Source organism: Enterococcus sp. DIV1094, from assembly GCF_017316305.2.
GTDB lineage: Bacteria > Bacillota > Bacilli > Lactobacillales > Enterococcaceae > Enterococcus_B > Enterococcus_B mangumiae.
On record NZ_CP147250.1, the window covers coordinates 2,716,453 to 2,740,370 of the forward strand.

Genomic DNA, 23,918 nt, shown 5'->3' on the forward strand with positions numbered 1-23,918 from the left:
ATGGAACGGTTGCTGATTTTAGAAGATGGCACAGTATTTAAAGGAAAATCATTTGGCGCGACAGGCAATGTGTTTGGAGAAATCGTCTTTACTACAAGTATGACAGGGTATCAAGAAACGATCACAGACCAAAGTTTTAACGGTCAAATCATCACATTTACTTATCCGATGGTAGGAAACTACGGCGTCAATCGTGATGATTACGAATCAATTGCACCAACGTGTAAAGGGGTAGTCGTCAAAGAACATGCACGTGTGGCATCTAACTGGCGCAATCAAATGACATTAGACGAATTCTTGAAACAAAAGGGAATCCCTGGTATCTCAGGTATCGATACACGGGCATTGACACGTAAGATCCGTGAAGTCGGTACAATGAAAGCAAGTATCGTGGATGCAGGTGATTCATTTGAACATGCTTACGACCAACTAAAAGCAACCGTCTTGGCAACAAACCAAGTACAACAAGTTTCAACAAACAAACCATACCCTAGTCCAGGAACAGGCAGAAATGTAGCAGTCATTGATTTCGGGTTGAAGCACAGTATTTTACGTGAATTGAGTAAGCGTGACTGTAACTTGACCGTGTTACCATATAATACGGATGCGGAAACGATCCTTTCGTTATCGCCAGACGGTGTCATGTTGACGAACGGCCCTGGTGATCCGAAAGATGTACCAGAAGCCATTGAAATGATCCGACAAATCCAAGGAAAGATTCCGATTTTTGGCATCTGTTTAGGCCATCAACTGTTTGCCCTAGCAAATGGCGCTGACACTTACAAGATGAAATTTGGACACCGCGGGTTGAACCATCCTGTTCGTGAGGTAGCTACTGGAAGAATCGATTTTACCTCCCAAAATCATGGCTATGCGGTCGATGAACAAACGATCGATCCAGAACACTTACTAGTCACACATGTGGAAGTCAATGATGGCACTGTTGAAGGGGTTAGACATCGTCGCTATCCAGCGTTCAGTGTCCAATTCCATCCGGATGCTGCTCCTGGGCCGCATGATGCGCTACATTTGTTCGATGAATTTATGGAAATGATGGATGCTGGAAAGGAGCAATTCTAATGCCAAAACGCACAGATATCAACAAAATCATGGTGATCGGCTCTGGTCCGATCATCATTGGTCAAGCTGCAGAGTTTGACTACGCAGGCACACAGGCTTGTCTTGCTTTAAAGGAAGAAGGCTATGAGGTCGTTTTAGTCAATTCTAATCCAGCAACGATCATGACCGATAAAGAAATTGCTGATCAAGTATACCTTGAGCCGATCACATTAGAATTTGTTTCACGCATTCTACGAAAAGAACGTCCGGATGCGATCTTACCAACTTTAGGTGGGCAAACAGGTCTGAATATGGCGATGGAATTAGCTGAGTCAGGAATCTTAGACGAATTAGGGATCGAATTATTAGGGACGAAATTAAGTGCGATCGACCAAGCAGAAGATCGCGACTTGTTCAAAAAATTGATGGAAGAGTTGGATCAACCAATCCCCGAATCAGAAATCGTGACGACGGTGGAAGAAGCAGTGACTTTTGCCAACAAAATCGGTTATCCAATCATCGTACGACCAGCCTTCACATTAGGCGGTACTGGCGGTGGGATGTGTGATAACGAAGCAGAGCTGCGTCAAATCGCGGAAAATGGCTTGAGTTTATCCCCAGTGACACAATGTTTGATCGAGCGCAGTATTGCAGGTTTCAAAGAAATCGAATACGAAGTGATGCGTGACTCGGCAGACAATGCAATCGTTGTTTGTAACATGGAAAACTTCGATCCAGTGGGTATCCATACAGGAGATTCGATCGTTTTTGCTCCAAGTCAAACCTTAGCAGACCATGAATACCAGATGTTAAGAGATGCGTCACTGTCGATCATTCGCGCATTGAAAATCGAAGGTGGTTGTAATGTTCAATTAGCACTTGATCCTCATAGCTTCAACTACTATGTCATCGAAGTGAATCCTCGTGTTTCACGCTCCTCTGCCTTAGCAAGTAAAGCGACCGGTTATCCAATTGCGAAACTAGCCGCTAAAATCGCATTAGGTTTGACATTGGATGAAATGAAAAATCCAGTCACAGGAACAACTTACGCTGAATTTGAACCAGCATTGGACTATGTGGTAGCAAAAATCCCACGCTGGCCGTTTGATAAATTTGAAAACGGGGAACGTGTTTTAGGGACACAGATGAAGGCGACAGGAGAAGTCATGGCGATCGGCCGTAACATCGAAGAATCTTTACTTAAAGCAGTCCGCTCATTAGAAATCGGTGCGCACCACCTTGAATTGCCTGAATTGAAAGAAGTCAGTGAAGAACTTTTAATGGAGAAAATCGTTCGTGCGCAAGATGATCGGTTATTCTACTTAGCCGAAGCAATCCGTCGCAGCTACCCAATCCAAGAATTAGCAGACTTGACGAAAATCGATTTGTTCTTCTTAGACAAATTATTGCATATCATTGAGCTTGAAAAGGAGCTTTCCGAAAATCCAAATCAATTGGACATCCTTCATTTTGTGAAACAAAATGGGTTTACTGATCGAAAAATCGCTGAAATGTGGAAAACGACACCTGATGCGATTCGCCAACTTCGTACAGAAAACAGTATCCAACCAGTATACAAAATGGTCGATACTTGTGCAGCAGAATTTGAATCGCATACGCCTTATTTCTATAGCACATATGAAATCGAAAACGAAAGTCATCGTTCAGAAAAACCGTCTGTGTTAGTCCTAGGCTCTGGCCCGATCCGCATCGGACAAGGGGTCGAATTTGACTATGCGACTGTCCACTCCGTCAAAGCGATCCAACAAGCAGGCTATGAAGCAATCATTATGAATAGTAATCCTGAAACCGTTTCGACAGATTTCTCGATTTCTGATAAACTTTACTTTGAGCCGTTAACTTTTGAAGATGTCATGAATGTCATCGAATTAGAGCAGCCGATCGGTGTCATTGTCCAATTTGGTGGACAAACGGCCATCAATCTCGCTGAACCTTTAGCAAAAGCAGGCGTAAAAATCTTAGGAACAACGATCGAAGACCTTGATCGTGCAGAAAACCGTGACTTATTCGAACAAGCTTTACAAGAATTAGGTGTTCCTCAACCACTAGGAGATACCGCAACAAGCAAAGAAGAAGCAGTTGCTGTCGCAAATAAAATCGGTTATCCAGTGTTAGTCCGTCCAAGCTATGTTTTAGGCGGACGTGCGATGGAGATCGTCGAAAACCAACGTGACTTAGAAGACTATATGGAGAATGCGGTGAAAGCTTCACCAGAACATCCAGTGTTAGTCGATCGCTATTTGATCGGTAGTGAGTGCGAAGTCGATGCGATCTGTGATGGGGAAACAGTCTTGATCCCAGGAATCATGGAACACATCGAACGTGCGGGTGTCCATTCAGGAGACTCGATGGCAGTTTATCCGCCGCAAGCTCTTTCTGACGAAATCAAGCAAACGATCGAAGATTATACGATTCGTTTAGCACGTGGCTTGAATTGTGTCGGGATGATGAACATCCAATTCGTGATCCATGAAAATCAAGTATACGTGATCGAAGTGAATCCGCGCGCAAGTCGTACGGTTCCTTTCTTGAGCAAAGTCACGAATATCCCAATGGCGCAGATCGCAACGAAGGCCATCTTAGGCGAAAAATTAAAAGATTTAGGCTATGAAGATGGCTTATATCCAGAAACAGCAAACGTCCATGTCAAAGCACCGGTCTTTTCATTTACTAAGCTGCACAAAGTTGACACATATCTTGGACCTGAAATGAAATCAACAGGAGAAGTCATGGGTTCAGATCAAAACCTAGACAAAGCGTTGTACAAAGCGTTTGAAGCTTCTGGCTTACGTTTGCCTGATTATGGCGCTGTCTTGTTCACGATCGCCGATGAAACTAAAGAAGAAGCATTAGGCTTAGCGAAACGCTTTGCAGAAATCGGCTATAGCTTGCTAGCAACAAAAAATACCGCGGCATTCTTTGAGAAACATGGCCTTGTAGTAACGCCAGTCGCTAAGATCTCCGAAGAAGCAACAGAGAAAAACGTGGTTGACCTGATCCGAGAAGGCAAAGCACAAGTGGTCGTCAATACGATCGATAAAGACCGAGGAAATGCTTCAAAAGACGGCTTTATCATTCGACGCGAAGCAGTTGAGCATGGCACGCCACTGTTCACTTCACTTGATACGGCGGATGCAATCGTTCGTGTGATGGAATCACGCGCCTTTTCAACACAAGCAATCTAAATACAAGAGGAGGGCAATTTGCCCTCCAATAAATAAATGAAAAAAGATTTTTTTCTAGTTAGTCCCTGTGGTGGCTTGGAACTGATGTTTGATGACATGACCCACAAAAAGAAGTAGTTAGCAGTATAACGAAATAGCGGAAAGTCCCAAAAATAGGAGTGTAGAGATGAAGCAAGAAGTAATGAAAATCGTTCAACAGCGGCAACTAGCACCACGAATCTATGAAATGACACTAACAGGTGAGTTGGTCAAAGAAATGAAACAACCTGGACAATTCCTTCATATTCGGGCACCCCGAGCAGATTTGTTGTTGCGCCGACCAATCAGTATCAACCAGATCGATCAATCACAACAAACTTGTCGTATCATCTACCGTGTTGAAGGTGACGGAACAAAGCATTTCGCAGCGTTGACTGCTGGCGATTCTTTAGATGTCTTGGGGCCATTAGGAAATGGCTTCGATCTTTCTGGATTGAAGGAAGAAGATGAAGTGTTCATCGTTGGTGGAGGGATCGGTGTTCCGCCCCTCTACGAATTATCTAAGCAATTGAAACAACGAGGCGTCAAAACGATTCACTTCTTAGGATTTGCCTCACAAGAAGTGATGTATTACGAAGAGGAATTCCTAGAGTTGGGCGATACGAGGATCGCAACCGATGATGGCACCTATGGGATCCATGGCAATGTTGGAAATCTTTTACTTGCGACAAAAGAAAAGCCGACAGCCGTTTTTGCGTGTGGTTCAAACGGGTTACTAAAGACAGTGGAACAGCTTTTTGCAGGTCATCCGAATGTCCAATTGTCATTAGAGTCTCGCATGGCATGTGGCGTTGGCGCATGTTACGCTTGTGTCTGCCATGTCCCAGGCGATGAAACAGGAACGAAAAGCTTGAAAGTCTGCGATGAAGGACCGATTTTCCAAGCAGGAGAGGTGATTTTATGAGTAATCGTTTAGCCGTCAATCTTCCGGGATTGAACTTGAAGAATCCAATCATGCCAGCAAGTGGCTGCTTCGGCTTTGGAAAAGAATACGGAAAATATTATGATCTGAATCAGCTAGGTGCGATCATGATCAAGGCGACAACCCCTAAAGCCCGCTTTGGAAATCCTACACCACGTGTAGCCGAAACGCCTTCTGGCATGCTTAATGCGATCGGGTTACAAAATCCTGGGATGGAAGTAGTCTTAGACAAAACGTTACCTGAATTAGCTGTGTACAAAGATTTGCCGATCATTGCGAATGTGGCAGGTGCTTGCGAAGAAGATTATGTCGAAGTCTGTGGCAAAATCGGAGATGCTCCGAATGTCCACGCCATCGAATTAAATATCTCATGTCCGAATGTCAAACACGGAGGGATTGCTTTTGGTACCGATCCAGACGTTGCTTTCCAGTTGACCCAATCGGTGAAAAAGGTAGCGAACGTACCTGTCTATGTCAAGTTGTCACCGAATGTCACGGATATCATTCCAGTGGCGCAAGCCATCGAGGCAGGCGGTGCGGATGGTTTCACGATGATCAATACCTTATTAGGGATGCGTATCGATCTGAAAACAAGAAAACCGATCCTTGCCAATCAAACAGGCGGTCTTTCAGGACCGGCAATCAAACCAGTAGCGATCCGCTTGATCCACCAAGTTGCGGGTGTCTCCAATCTACCGATCATCGGGATGGGCGGAGTGCAAACCGTGGATGATGTACTAGAAATGTATATGGCAGGTGCTAGCGCAGTCGCTGTCGGAACGGCGAACTTTACGGATCCTTACATTTGTCCGAAACTGATCGCTGAGTTACCCGAACGAATGAATGAATTAGGCATCGAGTCTTTAGAGCAACTGATCAAAGAAGTGAGAGAAGGTAGAAATCAATGAATCAACGACCAATTATTGCTTTAGATTTTTCATCATGGGAAGAAGTAGAAACATTTATGCAACGTTTCCCAGAAGACGAAAAGTTATTTGTTAAGATCGGCATGGAACTCTTTTACCAAGAAGGACCAATCATTGTCCGCTGGCTAAAAGATGCCGGTCACGATGTTTTCTTAGATTTGAAATTGCATGACATTCCGAATACTGTCGAAAAAGCCATGGGCGGTTTGGCAAAATTAGGTGTAGATATTACCTGTGTGCATGCGGCTGGCGGAATCCGTATGATGGAAGCAGCCATGCGTGGATTGACTGATGGCACACCAGAAGGAAAGAAACGTCCTTTACTCTTAGCAATCACTCAGCTGACTTCAACGAGCGAAGAAGAAATGCATCATGACCAACTGATCGAAGTACCATTGGAGCAAAGTGTGATCCACTATGCCGCTTGTGCCAAAGCAGCAGGGTTAGACGGTGTCGTTTCTTCTGCTTTAGAAGTCTCATCGATCAAAGAAAAAGCGGGGGAAGAATTTGTTTGTTTGACCCCTGGTATTCGTCCAGAGGGAACAGTCGCAGGCGACCAAACAAGGATCGTGACACCAGCGCGGGCAAAAGAAATCGGTTCGACCTTCATCGTTGTTGGACGACCAATCACACAAGCAGAAGATCCTTACCAAGCGTACCAAACAATCAAAGCAGAATGGAGTCGTTAATCTATGAACATTGAACAAACTATTGCTAAAGACTTGCTAGAAATCGAAGCTGTTTTCTTAAGTCCAAGCCAACCTTTCACTTGGGCAAGTGGAATCAAAAGCCCGATCTATTGCGATAACCGTATTACGATGAGCTATCCCAAAGTCAGAAAAGAAATCGCTCAAGGATTAGCTGAAAAAATCAAACAAGAATTCCCAGATGTTGAAGTGATCGCCGGTACAGCAACTGCTGGTATTCCTCATGCCGCTTGGGTAGCAGAAATCCTAGACTTACCGATGGTGTATATTCGCAGTAAAGCGAAAGCACACGGTAAAGGGAATCAAATCGAAGGGCGCATCTTTGAAGGTCAAAAAATGGTCGTCATCGAAGATTTGATCTCAACAGGCGGAAGTGTATTAGAAGCGGCTGAAGCAGCTAAAAGAGAAGGTGCGGACGTTTTAGGTGTTGCAGCAATCTTTACGTATGAGTTGCCAAAAGGAAAAGCGAACTTTGAACAAGCGGGTCTACCATTGATCACCTTGACGAATTATTCTGTATTGATCGAATTTGCATTAGAAAATAAAACAATCAACGAAGAAGAGCTTGCTTTGTTGAAAGAATGGAAAAAAGATCCTGAGAACTGGGCAACAGCTTAGAGATCAGATTAAAAAGGGCGGAAAAACGGATGTTGTTTCAGCCCTTTTTCTGTTTGAGATATAGTGAAAACCTGAAGATACATAGCGACAACTATTCTTTTGCACATGAAAACTTGTTAAGATAATAAGCTGAAAATTTGCGAATTCCAGTTATTTAATGATAAGATTATCGGAAAAGTCATCTCAAAGAGGAGGATTCTTTATGGGATTGAATGAATTTATTTTAGGGTTAAATAACTTGGAAAGAATCACCAGAGCTCCGGGATTTTTCAAACACACGGAACATACCGTCGCCGCGCACTCTTATCGTGTAGCTTCGATTGCACAAGTATTGGGTGACATTGAAGAACTCCACGGACAAACGATCGACTGGAAGCTCTTATATGAAAAAGCCTTGAACCATGATTATACCGAACGTTTTATCGGTGACATCAAAACACCAGTGAAATATGCAAGTAAAGAGTTGAGAGGGATGCTGCAGACCGTCGAAGAAAAGATGACGGATGAGTTTATCAATCAAGAAATCCCTGAAGCTTTACAAGACGTTTATCGCCGGCGTTTGTTCGAAGGCAAAGACGATACAGTCGAAGGTGAATTACTCGCTGTTTCAGATAAAATCGATCTTTTGTATGAATCATTTGATGAGATCAGTAAAAATAATCCGGAGAAAGTCTATAAAGAAATGTTTATTGAGGCGGTCACAACGATCAAAGGTTTTGACCATCGTCCATCCGTCCAATATTTTTTCAAAGAGATTTTTCCAGAATTACTCAATCAAGAATTCTATGGAAAAGAAGATTTCTTAGCAGCTGTTTCAAGCATTGTCAAAAAAGAAAAAGAATAGTCGAGGTGCCGTGTAGGTAACTGGTTCAGGAGGAATTTTAGTTGAAGAAGAATATGGATGTTGAATGGGGTTATTCTGGTGAAAGAGGACCGGAACATTGGGCAGGATTATGTGATTGGTTTGCAAAAGGAGCCGAGTTTGAATTACAATCGCCCATTCCTCTGACAACATGTGAAGAGAGCAGTAATACGAAAGAGACGCTTTCTTTTCACTATCAGAAACAACGATTCACGGATAAGGAGTTCAAGAATACGATCCATCTTGTGCCATATGATCAAATCAGTTATGTCCTTTTCAATGAAGAAACATACTATTTGACCGACATCCATTTTCATATGCCATCAGAACATATCATCAATGGAAAACAAGAAGATATCGAATTTCATTTTGTACACACCAATGAACGACAAGAAAACTTAGTCGTTGGTGTCATGTATCATTTAACAAAAGAAGAAGGCTGGTTATACGACCGCCAGAATGGTGATGAGTGGGATCTTGATGCACATGAGCATTGGACAGATGCATCTGTCTTTTTCCCTGAACAAAAGAGTCATTATCACTATGTTGGTTCCTTAACAACACCACCAACAAGTGGTCCGATCCAATGGTTCGTCATGGACCAAGTTGGTCGATTGAATCGAGATTTCTTGATTCCGTTCAAAGGACAATACGCACAACCCAATAATCGTCCGTTACAACCAGTGAAGAATCGAAAAATTTATTATTACAAGGGGACGAAATGAATATCCAACAATTGAAATATGTCACTGCAGTAGCGAATAACGGAAGCTTTCGAAAAGCGGCGAAAAAGTTATTTGTTTCTCAGCCGAGCCTTTCTGCAGCGATCAAAGAATTGGAAAATGAGTTGAGTATCAATTTATTTACCCGCACGAATCGAGGAGCCTATCTAACAGAAGAAGGACAGATTTTTTTAAAGCGTGCGGAACGGATCTTAGTTCAATTAGATTCATTGGAGAATTATTATCAAAAAAGTGAAAAACGAGAGAGCTTTTCGATTGCTTCCCAGCACTATGATTTCTTAGGTCCGCTAACTGCACAACTGATCGAGACGTTCAAAGCAGAAGTCAAACAATTTCGTATCATGGAAACGACGACTGCAAACGTGATCGAAGAGGTGCAACAACAACAAAGCGAATTAGGGATTTTATATATGAATGACCATAATCGCACAGGGATCAAGCGCTACTTAGAACAAGGAGAGTTGATCGCTCAATCTCTAGGGACATTCAAAACACATATTTTTCTAAGACAGCGGCATCCACTCGCGCAACAAGAAGAAATAAATATTGAAGAACTCGCTGCTTTTCCGCAAGTTCGTTTTACTCAGGATGGTAATAATTTTCCTTATTTTTATGAAGACTTGATTGAGATCCCTGAACAAGAATCAGTGATTTATACAAGTGATCGAGGCACACTGATGAATATTGTGTTAGAGACAGACGCCTATGCCTCAGGATCGGGTATCGTAATTGGTGAAATCAAAGAATATTTACGATTGATCCCATTGGCGGATAGTCCGCTGAATGAGCTTTACGTGATTTATTCCGCAAAACAGCCGTTAAGTGAGATCGGCAAGAAGTTTATCGCAAGTATCCAACGAGTGATGGAGCAGAGGAAGTAATATCCAATAGAAATGAACAAAAGGTAAGCTTGAATGCCAAATAATTGGTTTTCAGGCTTATTTTTACGCAGATCAATATGCAGATAAAAAATTGTTGCAGTAAGGTACACAATGAGATGGATCAAAAGAAATGTTTCATACTAAAAGTAGCCAATCGTTTGAGGAATATATTCGCTCAACGATTGGAAAAAAAGGGGGTAAGAAAATGAAAAAAGTAACAAAGGTGATGTTGGGTGTCGTCGGAGCGGCGAGTTTAGGCTTATTTACAGGAGAACCGATGGTAGAAGCCGGTGAGTCGCTTCCGCCAATCGGAGAAGGATATCTAAAATCGGTCAACCAAAGCACGATCGATCGGATGAGTACCATTTCGTACGCTTTATCCTATCAAATGTATCAATGGGGAGATATTGGTGTGAATGAAAGACTTACTGGGGATGAATACAATCCAAGAAATGTTTCTAGTCAAGCATATTCGGTAGGTGTCAATAATGATATGGGCACTAGACAGCGTTCAAGAACTGTCAACACAAGTGTTTTCCATAATAGTACGAACCAAGATCAAACGTTTACGACACCTTCATATTCGGAAACGTATATCGACTCAACAACAACTTCGACTACACAGTCCGCTGGAGTAGCAACATCCACTAGCGCAGAGATCCGTGTACCCATGTTTGGTTCTGCAACGATGGGTGTCGAACTGAATTACAACTTTAGTTCAACCACTTCACAGACGCGAGAAGTACAAAAAAATTGGACGGTTCCCGGTCAAGCAATCAATGTAAGGCCTGGTCATACTGTTGAAGTCAATTGGGTATTCTATACCGGAGAAGCAACAGGGACGGTCAATTTAGAGCAACAGATCCGAGCAGATATCCCATATAAAAAAGATGCTGCTGGACGTATCCATACATATGGCGTAGGGACGGTCGTCGGTGATCGCCAAGTACTCTCGGATAGCTATTGGAACCGTTACATCTCTGAAAGCCGTAATAACTGGAGACGAGTTGACGCCAATGTAACTGGTCGTAGAATGGGCGGAGGCACTTATCGTGTCGATTATGGTTCAGGGTTTGTTTTAGAAGCCTTCGACCGCACAACTGGAACAAAAGAAATCATTGCGACAGGCTATCAATTTTAATTCAAGCCATTTTTATCATCAAAAAATAAACCGATCGCCAAGAAGTAATCACTTCTTGGCGATCGGTTTTTTAACGAAAAAAGATTATTCCTTTTTCATTGCTTGGATTTTCTCTTCTTCTGGTGTTACAATGATCGTTTTTTGGTTTTCGTAAATCACATACCCAGGTTTTGCGCCATTCGGTTTACGGATATGTTTGACTTGCACTAGATCCACAGGTACTTGGGCTGAATGACGATATTTCGAATAGTAAGCAGCCAATTCAGCAGCTTCTGTGATGGTTTCATCAGAAGGTTGGTCACTTTTGATAATCACGTGAGAGCCTGGGATGTTTTGCGCATGAAGCCAGTGATCGGTTTTTCTAGCAGTCTTCATCGTCAATTGATCATTTTGTAGATTGTTTTTACCAACTAAGATCTCAGTGCCGTCAGAAGAAATGTAGCGGTCAGGTTGCGAAGGTTTTGCTTTCTTTTGCTTTTTACTTGTTTTCTTTTTCAAATAGCCTTCTGCTAACAGTTCTTCTTTGATCACTTCAATATCCATTGGTCCCGCAATCTCCAATTGTGAAAGAACCGATTCAAGGTAGTCGATCTCACTTTTTGCTTCTTCGATTTGCTTGCCAATCAATTTGACTGCATTTTTAAGCTTTTGGTAACGATGAAAGTATTTTTGAGCATTTTGATTCGGTGTCAATGCCGGATCAAGGGCAATACGGACAGGCTGGTTTTCTTCATAGTAGTTCGCCAAGGTCACTTCGGTCGCACCACGGGGTACTTGGGTCATGAATGTCGTCAATAACTCCCCATTTCGGCGAAACTCTTCCGCATTTTCAGAGTCAAGCAATGTCTGTTCGCGTTTTTTCAACTTATTGCGATTGCGTTTCAATTCATTTTCGATTTTACGGATCAATTCGCCCCCTTGTTGTTTGGCACGATCTTTTTCCGCTTTCTCTTGATAAAACGCATCTAGCAATGCACTCAAAGTAGGGTACTCCTGCATAGAAGCAGCTTGTTTTGCAAACGATTGATAAGCAAACGGTGTGAAGTATTCTTTTGTACCTAATTCATAGTGTGTAGGTAGCGGTTGGTCAACAGCCGCAAAGAATTCTTCCCAGACAGCCATTTTTTCATTTGGGCGCTGGTTGATCCGTTCGCTCAATTCCAATGCTGTGTCGTGACCCAGTCCTTGGAATACTTGCTGTATGGCTTTAGCATTTGGCTCGACTTTTGATAGACGTTCAAAAACTTGCTCTTTTGTTGCTTGAAAAGGATTAAGCACAGCTTGTTCAGGTGGCGCCACGTATTCGACTCCAGGAAGTAAGGAACGGTACGTATTTTGTGAGCTGCCGATGTGTTTGATCGCATCTAAAATCTTTTGGGATTGTTGATTCACTAAGACGATGGTGCTATGGCGACCCATCAACTCAACGATCAAGACGATATTTTGTAAATCACCTAATTCATCTCTTTTTGAGAAATGAAAGTGGATCACACGGTCATTTTTGATTTGTTCGATACTTTCCAAAATCGCACCATCAAGATGTTTACGTAACATCATCACAAAGTTTGGAGGATTTTCTGGATTTTGATAATCGATTTCTGTGATCTGGACACGGGCATAGCTCGGATGAGCAGATAACAACAATCGGTGGTTCTTTCCACGAGAACGAATCACCAAAATGATTTCATTTTCATAAGGCTGGTGGATCTTTGAGATTCGACCAGATAATAGTGTTTCGCGCAATTCATGGATCATTGCATGGGTAAATACACCATCAAAGGACATGATTCATTCCTCTTTTCTATTCATAAGTACACTTATTATAACGAAAAAAGAAAGGAAAGACCAATGGACCAGATGATTTCTTTCGTTAAATAGAGAAAAAATGCAGGAATTCCATGAAAAACTAGTGTTTTATTTCGTTCTTTCGATTGATTTTAGGTATAATTAGATAAAGGACACGTGGGGGAATAGAGGATGCAGCGATTGATCGTAGAGATAAAGGATAAAATCATCAGAAGTTACACTAATTTATCAGAGGATTTTGAGCAACATCCTCAAAAATATTTCAGACGGATCGGACTTCTTTTAGTGTGTTCCTTACTTTTGACGGCTGCGATGTTCTTTTTGCCGAGTAAAATCAAAGAAGCACAAGTGGATACGTTGATCTATTCTTCGATTGATTCTGAAAAGCTTCAGCCTTTACCATTTTCATCTGCGCATCAGGAGATCACCGACAGTCGGGCAGTCTCTGTGATGTTCACTCTGCCAAAAGGAGAGCTTTACCAACAAGTGATCGATATCTTCGAAGACCCACAACAAAGCAGTGAATTGAATCGAACGATCTTTTTTTATCCGTTGGTTTATGACACGTCAGAATTAGAACAACAATACGGGATCAACAAAGATGAAATCACTATCGTTTTCTTTGAAAGAGGAGAAGAAAGGAATCGTTTAGTCCTTTCTGATGAAAACAAAGAAGACCTGGAAAGAACATTGATTCCTGCACTGAATCGTTTGCCATTGATCAATATCAAGCAACTGGAAAAAGAGTTAGCAAATGAGGAAGAAACGGCACAATCCACAGATCGTACCACGTTGAGTACGACAGAGTAAGTAACAAGTTGAGCTTAGTGAAAAATAACAAAAAAGAAAATAATAAAAAAATCAGTTGACGGATAAATAAAATTCGATTAGACTTAGGATAACACTTGAAGGAAAGGATGGTCCAAGATGAACTTATCAAAACAATTTTTATCAGAAAATAAAAATAATTGGCGTAACTGGCGTAGATAAGTTGTATCAAGGGCGAACTTTTTCGTAGATACAACTTTTTAGAGTACAACAATGTACGATTCTAAAGTTTGTATCTATGCTGGACATGAATTTGACGACCGCATAGAGACATCTATGCGGTTTTTTGTTGGTAAAAGACAATGACCGTACAAGCGGTGATTGTCTTTTTTTGTTCATTCGCTCGAAGTTACAAAACAGCCGATTTATTTTTAAAAATTACATAATAAAAAAGGGGAAATAAAAATGAAAAATAAACGCTTGATTGCAGTGATCGCACTTATACTTATATACTTGACCGGAACGTTCGTTTATGAAAAAATCAATGATCAACCAGCAGTTGAAGGAAATCGCACAACTGATAAAAAAGTAGTGGGGGTTTTACAGTTTGTTAGCCACCCTGCGTTAGATGAGATCTACCGAGGTATCAAAGATGGCTTAAAAGAGTCAGGCTTGGAAGAAGGACGAAATTTAGAAATCCAATTCCAAAATGGTCAAGCCGACCAAAGTAAACTGGCAACGATGAGTCAGCAGTTGGTACAAGGAAATCCTGATGCGCTCGTAGGAATTGCAACACCAGCCGCACAAGCATTAGCAAACACGACCAAAGATATTCCAATCGCCTTAGGTGCGGTGACTGATCCTGTCGGTGCAGGATTAGTCCAAAGCTTAGAAGCACCGGGTGGAAACATCACAGGAGTCTCTGACCAACCACCTGTTGAAGCACAGATCCAATTAGCCACAGAGCTATTACCGGAGGCAAAAACAATCGGAATTTTATATGCTTCTTCAGAAGATAATTCTCGCTATCAAGTCAGCCAAGCAGAAGAAGCTGCGAAAGCAAAAGGACTGACACCAGTAAAATATGCTGTTCCTTCTACGAATGAGATCGCCCAGACTGTCCAAGTGATGAGCCAGTCGGTGGATGTTATCTATGTACCTTTAGATAATACGATTGCCAATGCAATGCAAACCGTCATCAAAGAAGCAAATAAAGCAAATATCCCTGTAATTCCTTCAGTGGACACAATGGTCGAACAAGGAGGATTAGCGACGATCGGAATCAATCAATACGATCTAGGTGTTCAAACAGGTAAAATGGCAGCGGCTTTAGCAAATGGAAAAGAACCAGCAATAACACCTGTGTACGTGTTCGATAAAGGCGATATCATCGTCAATGAAAAACAAGCAGAATTATTAGGGATCACGATCCCTGAATCAATCAAAAAAGACGCAAAAGTACTGACAGAGATCAAGGAGGAAGAACAATGATCGTATCCGCAATTTCTCAAGGCATGTTATGGGCCATCTTAGGTTTAGGAATTTTTATGACTTACCGGATCTTAGATTTTCCGGATATGACAACAGAAGGCTCGTTTCCTCTCGGTGGTGCTGTCTGTGTGACAGCAATCACGCATGGTGTTAGTCCGATACTTGCGACGATTTTAGGTGTGTTAGCAGGAATGGCCGCAGGACTTGTGACTGGCTTGCTGTATACGAAAGGGAAAATCCCAGTCATCTTAGCCGGCATCCTAGTGATGTCAGGATTGAACTCAGTGATCTTGTTCGTGATGCGCACACCGAATCTTTCGTTGTTGAATCATCCCGTTTTACAGGATGTATTTCACGGACTTCATTTACCGAATTACTTTGATACTGTGTTATTAGGACTCTTATCTCTCGGATTATTGATCAGCGTGTTGATTTTCTTCTTTAATACAGATCTAGGGCAAGGTTATATCGCAACAGGGGATAACGAAACAATGGCCCGTTCGTTAGGGATCAAGACCGATCGTATGAAGATCTTAGGCTTGACGTTATCCAATGGCGTGATTGCATTATCAGGCGCATTGATCGCCCAAAACGATGGCTATGCAGATGTCAATAAAGGGATCGGCGTGATCGTGATCGGTTTAGCTTCGATCATCATCGGTGAAGTGATTTTCCAAGAATTGACATTGATCGAGCGATTATTAGCGATCGTTGTCGGAAGTATCATTTATCAATTATTGATTTTAGCTGTCATCAAATTAGGCTTTGACACAACCTACTTGAAATTATTCTCAGCGATCATCTTAGCGGCTTGCTTGATGATTCCTCAAGTAAAACAAGCATTGAAATTAAAAACAGGATTTGAAAAGGAGGTCTAATGATGACAGCAATCTTAACGATCAAAAATGGTAGAAAAGTAGTCAATAATGGGATGCACGAAGAAAAAGTATTATTGGATGAGATCCAATTGACCATCAATGAAGGGGATTTTATCACTGTACTTGGCGGAAATGGCGCAGGTAAAAGTACCTTGTTCAATACGATTGCGGGCACACTGCAATTAAGTCAAGGTGGCGTGTATTTCAAAGATCAGCCAATCACTAAGCTGTCAGAAGAAGCACGAGCTTTATTTCTATCACGGGTGTTCCAAGATCCGAAAATGGGAACTGCCCCACGGATGACAGTGGCAGAAAATCTATTGTTAGCACAAAAGCGCGGCGAAAAACGAACACTTCGTTTACGCCAATTAAAAAATCAAAAAGAAGTTTTTTATAAACTTTGTCAAGAAGTAGGAAATGGCTTGGAACAACATTTAGACACCCCTGCTGGCGAATTATCTGGCGGGCAGCGACAAGCATTAAGCTTACTGATGGCAACGATCAAAGCACCAGAATTGCTTTTACTTGATGAGCATACGGCGGCACTCGATCCAAAAACAGCTAAGCTATTAATGGAACTGACAAACCAACGGATCACTGAGCAAAAGTTAACCTGTTTGATGATCACACACCGGATGGAAGATGCGTTAAAATACGGGAATCGATTGATCGTCTTACAAAAAGGACGGATCGTCAAAGACTTAGCAAAAGAAGAAAAACAAGCATTATCAATGAATGATCTCCTACACTTCTTTGAAGAAGTGATCGATTAGTTATTTTGCTGATGCATCTGTGTTTGACAAGTTTGTTTCCTTCACTTTATACTTGTGGGTAGCAGGTATAATAACAATCAAAATTTGTAAAGTCAAGATTTAATAAAAAATGATTGATGCCGCTTGTTCTTTCGTAGTTTCTACGAATGGACGCGGCATTTTTAGCGTATTGTAGGAGGATTTTCATGATTTCAGGAAAAACAAGAATAGCAGGGATTTTTGCATCTCCCGTGTCCCATAGCTTATCGCCATTGATGCACAATACAGCCTTTCAAGCTCGTTCGATCGATGCCATTTACTTGGCATTCACAGTCGATCAAACGAATCTCAAGCAGGCAGTCGAAAGCATTCGCACATTCAACATGTTAGGCGTCAATCTTTCAATGCCTAATAAAATAGCGGTCATTCCTTATTTAGACGAGTTAAGTCAAGAAGCGCAGTTGATTGGCGCGGTCAATACGATCGTGCATCGAGACAACCGTTTGATAGGTTACAACACCGATGGTATGGGGTTTATGCGTTCTGTCAATGAAGCAGGAATAGCGATAAAAGATAAAAAAGTGACTATGTTAGGTGCTGGTGGTGCAGCAAAAGCAATCGTTGTTCAAGCAGCGTTAGATCAAGCAAAAGAAATCGTCATCTATAAACGAAAGAACGCAACTTTTGCGAGTGTCGCTTCGACTTTCCAAAAAATTGCCGAACAAACAGGTTGTCACATCACCATCAAGGATTATGCAGACACTGAACAGTTGAAAAAAGATCTAGAAGACACGGATCTTTTGATCAATGGTACCGACATGGGCATGGGGGAGAAAAAAGAAATGGTACCGATCGATCCTCAGTTGCTCCATCCCAAAATCGCAGTGTTTGATTTGATTTATTCTCCAAGAGAAACACGCTTTTTAAAAGAAGCCAAAGCACAGGGATGTTTGACCAGAAATGGCTTAGGCATGTTACTATATCAAGGCGCAATCGCTTTTGAACTATGGACAGGCCAAACAATGCCAATTGAAAAGATCCAACCTTTACTCGATTCAAAAGAATGATAAGCGTATACTCAGAGGATTCGTTAGCTTTTAGTTAAATTTACGCTAACCTTACTGTTTTTTATAACGAAGTATCGTATGATTTTACTGAGTTGAACAAAGGGAGGAACTACAATGAGTCGGATGGATCGTTATAAGAACATCCATAAAAAAGCAAAACCAATCAATGAAAAATCATCGCCGTTATCTTGGCGACGCACCAATAAGAAACAGGAAGATCTTGGAGAAGAACCAAACGCTTCGTATGAAGGTTCTTACGAAGAAAGAACCAGTGACCCTCGAAGACCAACACCTTACGAAGAACACGTTCATTCAGGGCAACAACCACAGAAAAAAGGGTTCTTTAAAAAGAAACCATCCAATAAGCCACGTAAAAAACGTTCTTGGTGGAAGATCATCTTAGGGATCTTATTGATTTTATTTGTCTTTTCGCTGATTTCATTTTTCGTTGGGAAATTCGTAGCCGAAAATGATCAGTCACTTGAACCAGCGACTTCAGAAACATTCAATGGTGCCCAATCAACAAGTGGCGCGCATAACATCCTGATTTTAGGTAGCGATACAAGGGGCGAAGACGCAGGGCGAGCAGATACGATCATGGTCCTACAATTAGATGGGCCTGCCCGCAAACCAAAATTGATCTCATTCATGCGTGATAGCTTCGTGACGATCCCAGGTGTTGGAGACAATAAAATCAATGCGGCGTATGCCTACGGTGGCGCTGAGTTGGTTCGCCAGACTTTATTAGAAAACTTTGGGTTGAACTGTCAATACTATATGAAAGTCGATTTCAAATCATTTGAAAAAGTGATCGATGCGATGTTCATGAATGGTGTGTCGATCGACGCTGAAAAAGACTTGAATCTAGATGGTGTCGATATCGCCAAAGGTAAACAACGGATGGACGGTCACGTGCTGTTGCAATATGCACGTTTCCGTATGGATGAAGAAGGGGACTTCGGTCGTGTCAGAAGACAGCAACAAGTGATGGATGCGATTTTTGGTCAACTGAAAAACCCATTGAACTTGATCCGTGCACCGTATGCCGCTGGAAAAGCAATCGGCTATACTTCCACAGATGTACCGATGACTTTTTTAGTCAAAAATAGTTTTTCTATCTTACGTGGTGCTGGTGGAATCGATCGTTTAAGTGTTCCAGCAGATAATACTTGGAGTTATGGACAGAGTGATTACGCTGGTAGTATCCTCGTCTTAGATAAACAAATGAACCGCGAAAAGATTGAACAATTTTTGAGTGAGTGATCATTGATTTTTAAAAAGGCTTTTCTAGAAGCATTTAGTTCTAGAAGAGTCTTTTTTGTGGTGTAAATTTATTTTGCTTGCTATAAGAATAGGTTTATAATTGACGTACTTAATTGAGTACGTTAAAATGTAGGTGATAAATGCAAAAAAGGAGGATTAAAATGTCTAATACTACTTTAAATCCGAGTGCTGCCCGTAAGAAATTTTATCAATTGTTAAAAGAAGTGAATGAAAATCATACAGAAATCGAGATTATTAGTGAGCGTAGTGAGAATAACGCGGTCTTGATTGGTTTAGAAGATTGGCGAGCAATCAAAGAAACGCTACTTTTAGAACAAACGGGTACACTTGATATCGTAAAGAAAAGAGAACAAGACGATACGGGATTTACAAATGTAGATGAGATTGATTGGGATGACCTTTGATGGGAAGTTATAAGGTAGTAGTTAAAATCTCAGCTAAAGCAGATTTAAAAAAGCTAAAGAGCTCTAATTTAAAAAATCAATTTCTTGCTATTATCGAAACATTAAAAACTGATCCTTATTGCCCTAAACAAGCATTTGAAAAGCTAAAGCCAACTAATGAAGGAAGGTATTCAAGAAGATTGAATCGCCAACATCGAGTGGTGTATAAAATAAATGATAAAGAAAAAATTGTTGAGATTTACTCTGCATGGACTCACTATGAATAATCGGTCACACAGTGATAGCATGTCATCAAATATTTTTTTATGGCTTTTCTAGAAGTATTTACTTCTAGAAGAGTCTTTTTGTGTTTCCTTTTTACTAGTTTCAAACGCATGCTTATTTCCTTAAAAACGTACTTATCCCTAAGGTTCCAAAAGTACACTGATTACTGTCAATCGGTGCTTTTTTTATTATACATACTTCATAGATCGATGCCGATTTCAACAGTTCCGTCTTGTCCCCTAACAAAATCAACTTATCATTCACAATGATTTCATCAATTATTTAACGCTTTTTTTATGCGCTTATTTTTACCTTTATTTCTTAAAAAATAAATGTTTGTTTCATAGGTATGAGGTAATAAAAAAACAACATGGTTTAAACGAAAGAACTTGTCGATTTATTTATCATGCTATAATATAAATTTATAAAGATCTTCCCACTATTTTGATTTACATAAAATAACGATTTTAAATTAGTTTTCAGATTGTCGATTTGATGTTTTAGAGGTTCGAAAGATCAATATGAATTTTAAGAATAAGTCTGGTAATTTAGGGATAAAATAAATCTTTTTTTAAAGTATATGAATAATAGTTAAGTACATACAACATTTCTAGAGGAGGGGAAAATGAAATTTTTAGAAAAGGAAACAAATCGATTTGTTCTGACCATGGTTGAAAAAAATATCTGGATGAAAGATCTAGCAATCAACTATGCGTTTTTTCAAGAAAAGAATCATCAAGGATACGAGAGTCACAAAAAAGCAGCTTTGGCATTTGTTACGTTCCTCAATCAAAGAAGAGGACATGATCAAATTGAGTATACGAATAAACTTGAATTTCCAGTCAATATATTCGCAACCTATTCCATAAACCTCAATTTAATGGAAGCAACAAGAATTCCAGTCGATCCTTTTTTTTCTACATATAGTGACTTAGAAGGGCATTATATTTCAGATTATGCCTACGCTTTTTTTAAAATTCCTTTTTTTTATAGAGGAAGTAAGAAAGATTTCATTGAACTGAACAATTACTTGTTTCCCGAGAAGGAAACATTAGTCATTTATCAATGGAACAACACGTGGTCAGATTATTTCGCTTATGGAAAACATTCCGGAAAAGGAGCGTACCTTTGGACGATTTATGATCCAACAAGAAAAAGATTTACGGTATGTGGGGCATCAACATTGAGTTGAATGAGGAGGATAGAATGAAGTTATTAAAAGAAGATACGTATCAATTTAAACAAAAACTCTATTTAAGAAAATTTCCAATCAATGGACTTTTACTCGATTATGTATTTTTTGAAGAAACAGGTTATCGTGGATACTCCAGTCATCGCAAAGCCGCTCTTGAATTTATCAAAGTAATGAATGAAAAAAGAAATATTTCAGGTCTTCTATATACAGATTTGCATTATTTTGATCACTTACCCATACGATGTAGCCCAATTAAGTTGAGTTATGCCGTAAATCCAGAGTTAATGTATGGAAAACGGATAAAGGCAGAAGTTTTCTTTTCTGTTGAAAAAACAGCTTCTGGAAGCTATTTAAATTGGTATGCACAAACATTTCTTTTCCCACCATATTCATATAGTGGGGACGAAGAAGATTTTATCTCCTTGAATAAATTATTATTCCCTAAGAAAAGTGCGTTGATCATTTATGCTTGGAATAACAATTGGTCGAATTACTTTTCTCCTGGGAGAGAATGGATGGATGCCTTTCTTTGGACGATTTACGATATTGCATCGAATAAACTGACTGTCATAGGATCTTCTATGACAGATTGATTTGAATATTTAAAAAGCACCAATTAAATTTGTAAATAGTCCAATTTAATTGGTGCTTTTTCTACATTAATTATTTAAGAGATTCTATATAGGGATGAGATGTCTTAACATAAAAGTTCCTATTATTTTTTATAAATTTACTTTTCTTTTGGAAACTTACATACCCTTCGTCAATTTGATTATGCTCAATGATTCCTATATTATCTATTTCTTGAAACCCCCAGCCTAAATTTGGCGATAAATTATCTATAGATGTATAAGTTATCATATTATGATTGGGAATTTCATTTATTTTGCCGAGATCTTTATATTTTGAACGCTCTTTTTTTCCTGGAATATATCCTTGAGCTCTAGCTGTAGAGAGTCCATAATTGATTGTTATTATTGCTCCTGAAATATCATGGAAAGTACTCGCCGATTCTAGACCATCCTCAATGATACGATCCATTAAATATGATTTATCTTTTGCGATGTGCCTACTCATAGTATGCCCCTTACTACCACCTAAGGCAAAATGTTCGTCAAAATATAAGTCTAACGGAGTATACCAATAATCATCTTCCTCCTCATCATCTTCTGTTAAGGATTCTATAAGATTTGCAATTATTAATGAGGCCGCTAAACTCCAAGTTGTGCCCATAGCTCTTTTAACTAAAATATTGTCTGTCCCGTCCTCAACTATATCTCCAGTCTCTTCATCCAACACACCACGTTTTCCATCAATAGTGATTGAATCATCATTTGGTATTGCCCCTTCACTATAAGAAAACTCAATTGCCCCAACTAAATGTGACGGAACTGCTTGCTGCGTTTGAGCATAGATGAAGTTTCCAGCACGATCCAATACGACTGCCGCACCGTATAGTGTCGCGATCATTCCTGATGGATCAAAGTCTAATCCGTTGTTATTGGGAGCCAAGGCTTCGCTTAAGCTTTGGCTGATTTGGCTCGTTCGTTCATAGTACGCGACGGCCATTTCTTTGGCGGTCTCGATGGCTAAGGCTTTAGAAGGTTCATTGACGACCCCAAATTCAAATGGAGTAGTTGCTTGAACATAGTCGAGCAATTGTTCTTTTGTTGTGATTTCCGTCAAGAGTGTAGAAATACTTGTGTCAAGTTTGACTTGATAGTTAAAAGGTTCTGGGAAATCATAGCCGTAGTAAGAAGAACCGGTGATGTTCAAGATGGCATCATCTGCTCCTCGAACGGATTCGCCATACTGGATGCTTTCTAAAACAAAGAACTCATTCTTGGAGAAAGAATCGGCTAGTGACGTGTTGCGTCCGACTACCGCTGCTTGCTCTCGTAAAGCCCAAGGAATGGTGTAATTGATATAGCGACGATGAAGTTCGACACGGTCACTGACATTGAAAGAAAAGATTCCGTGGTCGCTCTCGCCAGTCAAGTACTCACGCATCAACGCATTGCTTGTTACATCTTGTGCGTAGCGGCTTTGTAAGGCTGCGGAGAAATTGTAGGTATTTGTTGTAGAATCGATCCCAGACATTGCAAAAGCGTTCAGTTCATTTTGAGTGGCGGCACTGCTACCGATCGATTCAAATAAGCCGCTGTTTGTTTTCGCTAAATCAGCTGTTGCAACTCCTAAAGAGGCACCGAGCTGATAAAACCCGACACCTAGGCCAATGCCTAGTAATGCAGGAGCAAGGACGGCAGCGGCTGTGGTCGAGAGTAAACCGGCGCTAAGTGTACTGCCTGATAATCCAGAAGCAAAAGCAGACATGCTCATGCCATTAAAGATATTTAAGGCGACTGCTGCATTTTGTGGTTCTGCAGACGTAGGAATCGGTGAGGTGTTATCGATCGGAACGACGGTTTCGTCAGGTTGGGTGATTTCGCTAGCGATTGATTCTTGGGCGTGGACATCAAGTGGTAAAGTGGCAAAAGGTGCAAGCAACAGACCAACAAGTAATAGGCGATAAAATTTTTTCATTTTTTTCTCCTTTTTATCAAATGGCTTGAGTGACTACCAACAGTTCAATTGCTAAAAACCTCCTTATTTGTGTCGTAGATTACTTAATTATATTTTCCAAAATATAACAAAAAACTGCAAGTTTATTTAAAATATTAATTATAAAAAAACTCATTTTTTTATATAGTTATTTTCTTTGAAAATACTAATTATATGTTAAGTTATGCTGTTCTTTTATCAGTGTTTTTATTCTTATATAAAAATAACGTGATAATAATAATAAAAAGATGGATGTTCTTCTTTGGATGATTATAGTTATTTTTTTGTTACGCTTTTTTTCATTTAGCAAAAACATCTTCAATTTTTTCGCTATTCTTTTTGA

At 40.4% G+C, this 23,918-nt stretch carries 22 protein-coding genes; 20 read left to right on the forward strand and 2 right to left on the reverse strand.

The features are described 5' to 3' along the window. From DOK79_RS12890 to DOK79_RS12935, 10 genes are all read left to right on the forward strand, one after another. Positions 1–1,080 (forward strand): carbamoyl phosphate synthase small subunit, encoded by a 1,080-nt coding sequence (locus tag DOK79_RS12890; RefSeq protein WP_206857337.1) that lies wholly within the window; start codon positions 1–3, stop codon positions 1,078–1,080. Beyond that, the gene (gene carB / locus DOK79_RS12895; protein WP_206857329.1) at positions 1,080–4,265 is read left to right on the forward strand and encodes a carbamoyl-phosphate synthase large subunit; all 3,186 of its coding nucleotides are present in this window, start codon (positions 1,080–1,082) and stop codon (positions 4,263–4,265) included. The genes DOK79_RS12890 and carB overlap by 1 nt, the downstream gene beginning before the upstream one ends. 166 nt (positions 4,266–4,431) lie before the next feature. Further along, positions 4,432–5,208, forward strand: a complete 777-nt coding sequence (locus tag DOK79_RS12900; RefSeq protein WP_206857328.1) for a dihydroorotate dehydrogenase electron transfer subunit — start codon at positions 4,432–4,434, stop codon at positions 5,206–5,208. Continuing rightward, complete coding sequence (locus tag DOK79_RS12905) at positions 5,205–6,134, forward strand: dihydroorotate dehydrogenase (RefSeq protein WP_206857327.1); 930 nt, start codon at positions 5,205–5,207, stop codon at positions 6,132–6,134. The genes DOK79_RS12900 and DOK79_RS12905 overlap by 4 nt, the downstream gene beginning before the upstream one ends. Continuing rightward, positions 6,131–6,841 carry an orotidine-5'-phosphate decarboxylase gene (gene pyrF / locus DOK79_RS12910; protein WP_207115471.1) on the forward strand — a complete coding sequence of 237 codons (711 nt, stop codon included), beginning with the start codon at positions 6,131–6,133 and terminating at the stop codon, positions 6,839–6,841. The genes DOK79_RS12905 and pyrF overlap by 4 nt, the downstream gene beginning before the upstream one ends. Positions 6,842–6,844: 3 nt before the next feature. Further along, positions 6,845–7,477: an orotate phosphoribosyltransferase gene (gene pyrE, locus DOK79_RS12915; RefSeq protein WP_242543314.1), complete on the forward strand. Its 633-nt coding sequence runs from the start codon at positions 6,845–6,847 to the stop codon at positions 7,475–7,477. Positions 7,478–7,679: 202 nt separating this feature from the next. Continuing rightward, positions 7,680–8,321 (forward strand): YfbR-like 5'-deoxynucleotidase, encoded by a 642-nt coding sequence (locus DOK79_RS12920; protein WP_206857321.1) that lies wholly within the window; start codon positions 7,680–7,682, stop codon positions 8,319–8,321. 41 nt (positions 8,322–8,362) lie between these two features. Next, on the forward strand, positions 8,363–9,064 hold the full coding sequence (locus DOK79_RS12925; RefSeq protein WP_206857320.1) for a carbonic anhydrase family protein: 702 nt from the start codon (positions 8,363–8,365) through the stop codon (positions 9,062–9,064). Further along, positions 9,061–9,963, forward strand: coding sequence for a LysR family transcriptional regulator (locus DOK79_RS12930; RefSeq protein ID WP_206857319.1), 903 nt, complete (start codon positions 9,061–9,063; stop codon positions 9,961–9,963). The genes DOK79_RS12925 and DOK79_RS12930 overlap by 4 nt, the downstream gene beginning before the upstream one ends. A 205-nt stretch (positions 9,964–10,168) precedes the next feature. After that, positions 10,169–11,104, forward strand: coding sequence for an ETX/MTX2 family pore-forming toxin (locus tag DOK79_RS12935; RefSeq protein WP_206857318.1), 936 nt, complete (start codon positions 10,169–10,171; stop codon positions 11,102–11,104). Positions 11,105–11,188: 84 nt separating this feature from the next. On the opposite strand, the gene efbA is transcribed toward DOK79_RS12935, so the two are convergent. Next, a complete protein-coding gene (gene efbA / locus DOK79_RS12940; RefSeq protein WP_206857312.1) occupies positions 11,189–12,889 on the reverse strand; it encodes a fibronectin-binding protein EfbA in 1,701 nt (566 codons plus the stop codon). Positions 12,890–13,081: 192 nt separating this feature from the next. Between efbA and DOK79_RS12945 the strand changes: the two genes are divergently transcribed. From DOK79_RS12945 to DOK79_RS12990, 10 genes are all read left to right on the forward strand, one after another. Then, positions 13,082–13,720: a hypothetical protein gene (locus DOK79_RS12945; protein ID WP_206857307.1), complete on the forward strand. Its 639-nt coding sequence runs from the start codon at positions 13,082–13,084 to the stop codon at positions 13,718–13,720. 423 nt (positions 13,721–14,143) lie between these two features. Then, positions 14,144–15,169, forward strand: coding sequence for a tryptophan ABC transporter substrate-binding protein (gene trpX / locus DOK79_RS12950; RefSeq protein WP_206857306.1), 1,026 nt, complete (start codon positions 14,144–14,146; stop codon positions 15,167–15,169). Further along, positions 15,166–16,047, forward strand: a complete 882-nt coding sequence (locus DOK79_RS12955; RefSeq protein WP_206857305.1) for an ABC transporter permease — start codon at positions 15,166–15,168, stop codon at positions 16,045–16,047. The genes trpX and DOK79_RS12955 overlap by 4 nt, the downstream gene beginning before the upstream one ends. A 2-nt stretch (positions 16,048–16,049) precedes the next feature. Continuing rightward, a complete protein-coding gene (locus tag DOK79_RS12960; RefSeq protein WP_206857304.1) occupies positions 16,050–16,820 on the forward strand; it encodes an ABC transporter ATP-binding protein in 771 nt (256 codons plus the stop codon). A gap of 185 nt (positions 16,821–17,005) precedes the next feature. After that, complete coding sequence (locus DOK79_RS12965; protein ID WP_206857301.1) at positions 17,006–17,866, forward strand: shikimate dehydrogenase; 861 nt, start codon at positions 17,006–17,008, stop codon at positions 17,864–17,866. 114 nt (positions 17,867–17,980) lie between these two features. Then, the gene (locus DOK79_RS12970; RefSeq protein ID WP_206857300.1) at positions 17,981–19,129 is read left to right on the forward strand and encodes an LCP family protein; all 1,149 of its coding nucleotides are present in this window, start codon (positions 17,981–17,983) and stop codon (positions 19,127–19,129) included. Positions 19,130–19,290: 161 nt separating this feature from the next. Continuing rightward, entirely contained in the window at positions 19,291–19,554 is a 264-nt protein-coding gene (locus tag DOK79_RS12975; protein WP_206857299.1) for a type II toxin-antitoxin system Phd/YefM family antitoxin, read from the forward strand. After that, the gene (locus tag DOK79_RS12980) at positions 19,554–19,820 is read left to right on the forward strand and encodes a Txe/YoeB family addiction module toxin (protein ID WP_206857298.1); all 267 of its coding nucleotides are present in this window, start codon (positions 19,554–19,556) and stop codon (positions 19,818–19,820) included. Before DOK79_RS12975 ends, DOK79_RS12980 begins: the two co-directional genes overlap by 1 nt. A gap of 623 nt (positions 19,821–20,443) precedes the next feature. Continuing rightward, positions 20,444–21,010, forward strand: coding sequence for a hypothetical protein (locus DOK79_RS12985; protein WP_206857296.1), 567 nt, complete (start codon positions 20,444–20,446; stop codon positions 21,008–21,010). A gap of 14 nt (positions 21,011–21,024) precedes the next feature. Continuing rightward, positions 21,025–21,606: a hypothetical protein gene (locus DOK79_RS12990; RefSeq protein WP_206857294.1), complete on the forward strand. Its 582-nt coding sequence runs from the start codon at positions 21,025–21,027 to the stop codon at positions 21,604–21,606. A gap of 70 nt (positions 21,607–21,676) precedes the next feature. Here DOK79_RS12990 and DOK79_RS12995 read toward each other — a convergent pair whose 3' ends face one another. Further along, on the reverse strand, positions 21,677–23,557 hold the full coding sequence (locus tag DOK79_RS12995) for an RNase A-like domain-containing protein (protein WP_206857292.1): 1,881 nt from the start codon (positions 23,555–23,557) through the stop codon (positions 21,677–21,679). Positions 23,558–23,918: the final 361 nt, after the last annotated feature.

Coding starts and splice junctions, on each gene's coding strand:
- DOK79_RS12890 (WP_206857337.1), top strand. CDS start 1: ATGGAACGGTTGCTGATTTTAGAAGATGGCACAGTATTTAAAGGAAAA.
- carB (WP_206857329.1), top strand. CDS start 1,080: ATGCCAAAACGCACAGATATCAACAAAATCATGGTGATCGGCTCTGGT.
- DOK79_RS12900 (WP_206857328.1), top strand. CDS start 4,432: ATGAAGCAAGAAGTAATGAAAATCGTTCAACAGCGGCAACTAGCACCA.
- DOK79_RS12905 (WP_206857327.1), top strand. CDS start 5,205: ATGAGTAATCGTTTAGCCGTCAATCTTCCGGGATTGAACTTGAAGAAT.
- pyrF (WP_207115471.1), top strand. CDS start 6,131: ATGAATCAACGACCAATTATTGCTTTAGATTTTTCATCATGGGAAGAA.
- pyrE (WP_242543314.1), top strand. CDS start 6,845: ATGAACATTGAACAAACTATTGCTAAAGACTTGCTAGAAATCGAAGCT.
- DOK79_RS12920 (WP_206857321.1), top strand. CDS start 7,680: ATGGGATTGAATGAATTTATTTTAGGGTTAAATAACTTGGAAAGAATC.
- DOK79_RS12930 (WP_206857319.1), top strand. CDS start 9,061: ATGAATATCCAACAATTGAAATATGTCACTGCAGTAGCGAATAACGGA.
- DOK79_RS12935 (WP_206857318.1), top strand. CDS start 10,169: ATGAAAAAAGTAACAAAGGTGATGTTGGGTGTCGTCGGAGCGGCGAGT.
- efbA (WP_206857312.1), bottom strand. CDS start 12,889: ATGTCCTTTGATGGTGTATTTACCCATGCAATGATCCATGAATTGCGC.
- DOK79_RS12945 (WP_206857307.1), top strand. CDS start 13,082: ATGCAGCGATTGATCGTAGAGATAAAGGATAAAATCATCAGAAGTTAC.
- trpX (WP_206857306.1), top strand. CDS start 14,144: ATGAAAAATAAACGCTTGATTGCAGTGATCGCACTTATACTTATATAC.
- DOK79_RS12955 (WP_206857305.1), top strand. CDS start 15,166: ATGATCGTATCCGCAATTTCTCAAGGCATGTTATGGGCCATCTTAGGT.
- DOK79_RS12960 (WP_206857304.1), top strand. CDS start 16,050: ATGACAGCAATCTTAACGATCAAAAATGGTAGAAAAGTAGTCAATAAT.
- DOK79_RS12965 (WP_206857301.1), top strand. CDS start 17,006: ATGATTTCAGGAAAAACAAGAATAGCAGGGATTTTTGCATCTCCCGTG.
- DOK79_RS12970 (WP_206857300.1), top strand. CDS start 17,981: ATGAGTCGGATGGATCGTTATAAGAACATCCATAAAAAAGCAAAACCA.
- DOK79_RS12975 (WP_206857299.1), top strand. CDS start 19,291: ATGTCTAATACTACTTTAAATCCGAGTGCTGCCCGTAAGAAATTTTAT.
- DOK79_RS12980 (WP_206857298.1), top strand. CDS start 19,554: ATGGGAAGTTATAAGGTAGTAGTTAAAATCTCAGCTAAAGCAGATTTA.
- DOK79_RS12985 (WP_206857296.1), top strand. CDS start 20,444: ATGAAATTTTTAGAAAAGGAAACAAATCGATTTGTTCTGACCATGGTT.
- DOK79_RS12990 (WP_206857294.1), top strand. CDS start 21,025: ATGAAGTTATTAAAAGAAGATACGTATCAATTTAAACAAAAACTCTAT.
- DOK79_RS12995 (WP_206857292.1), bottom strand. CDS start 23,557: ATGAAAAAATTTTATCGCCTATTACTTGTTGGTCTGTTGCTTGCACCT.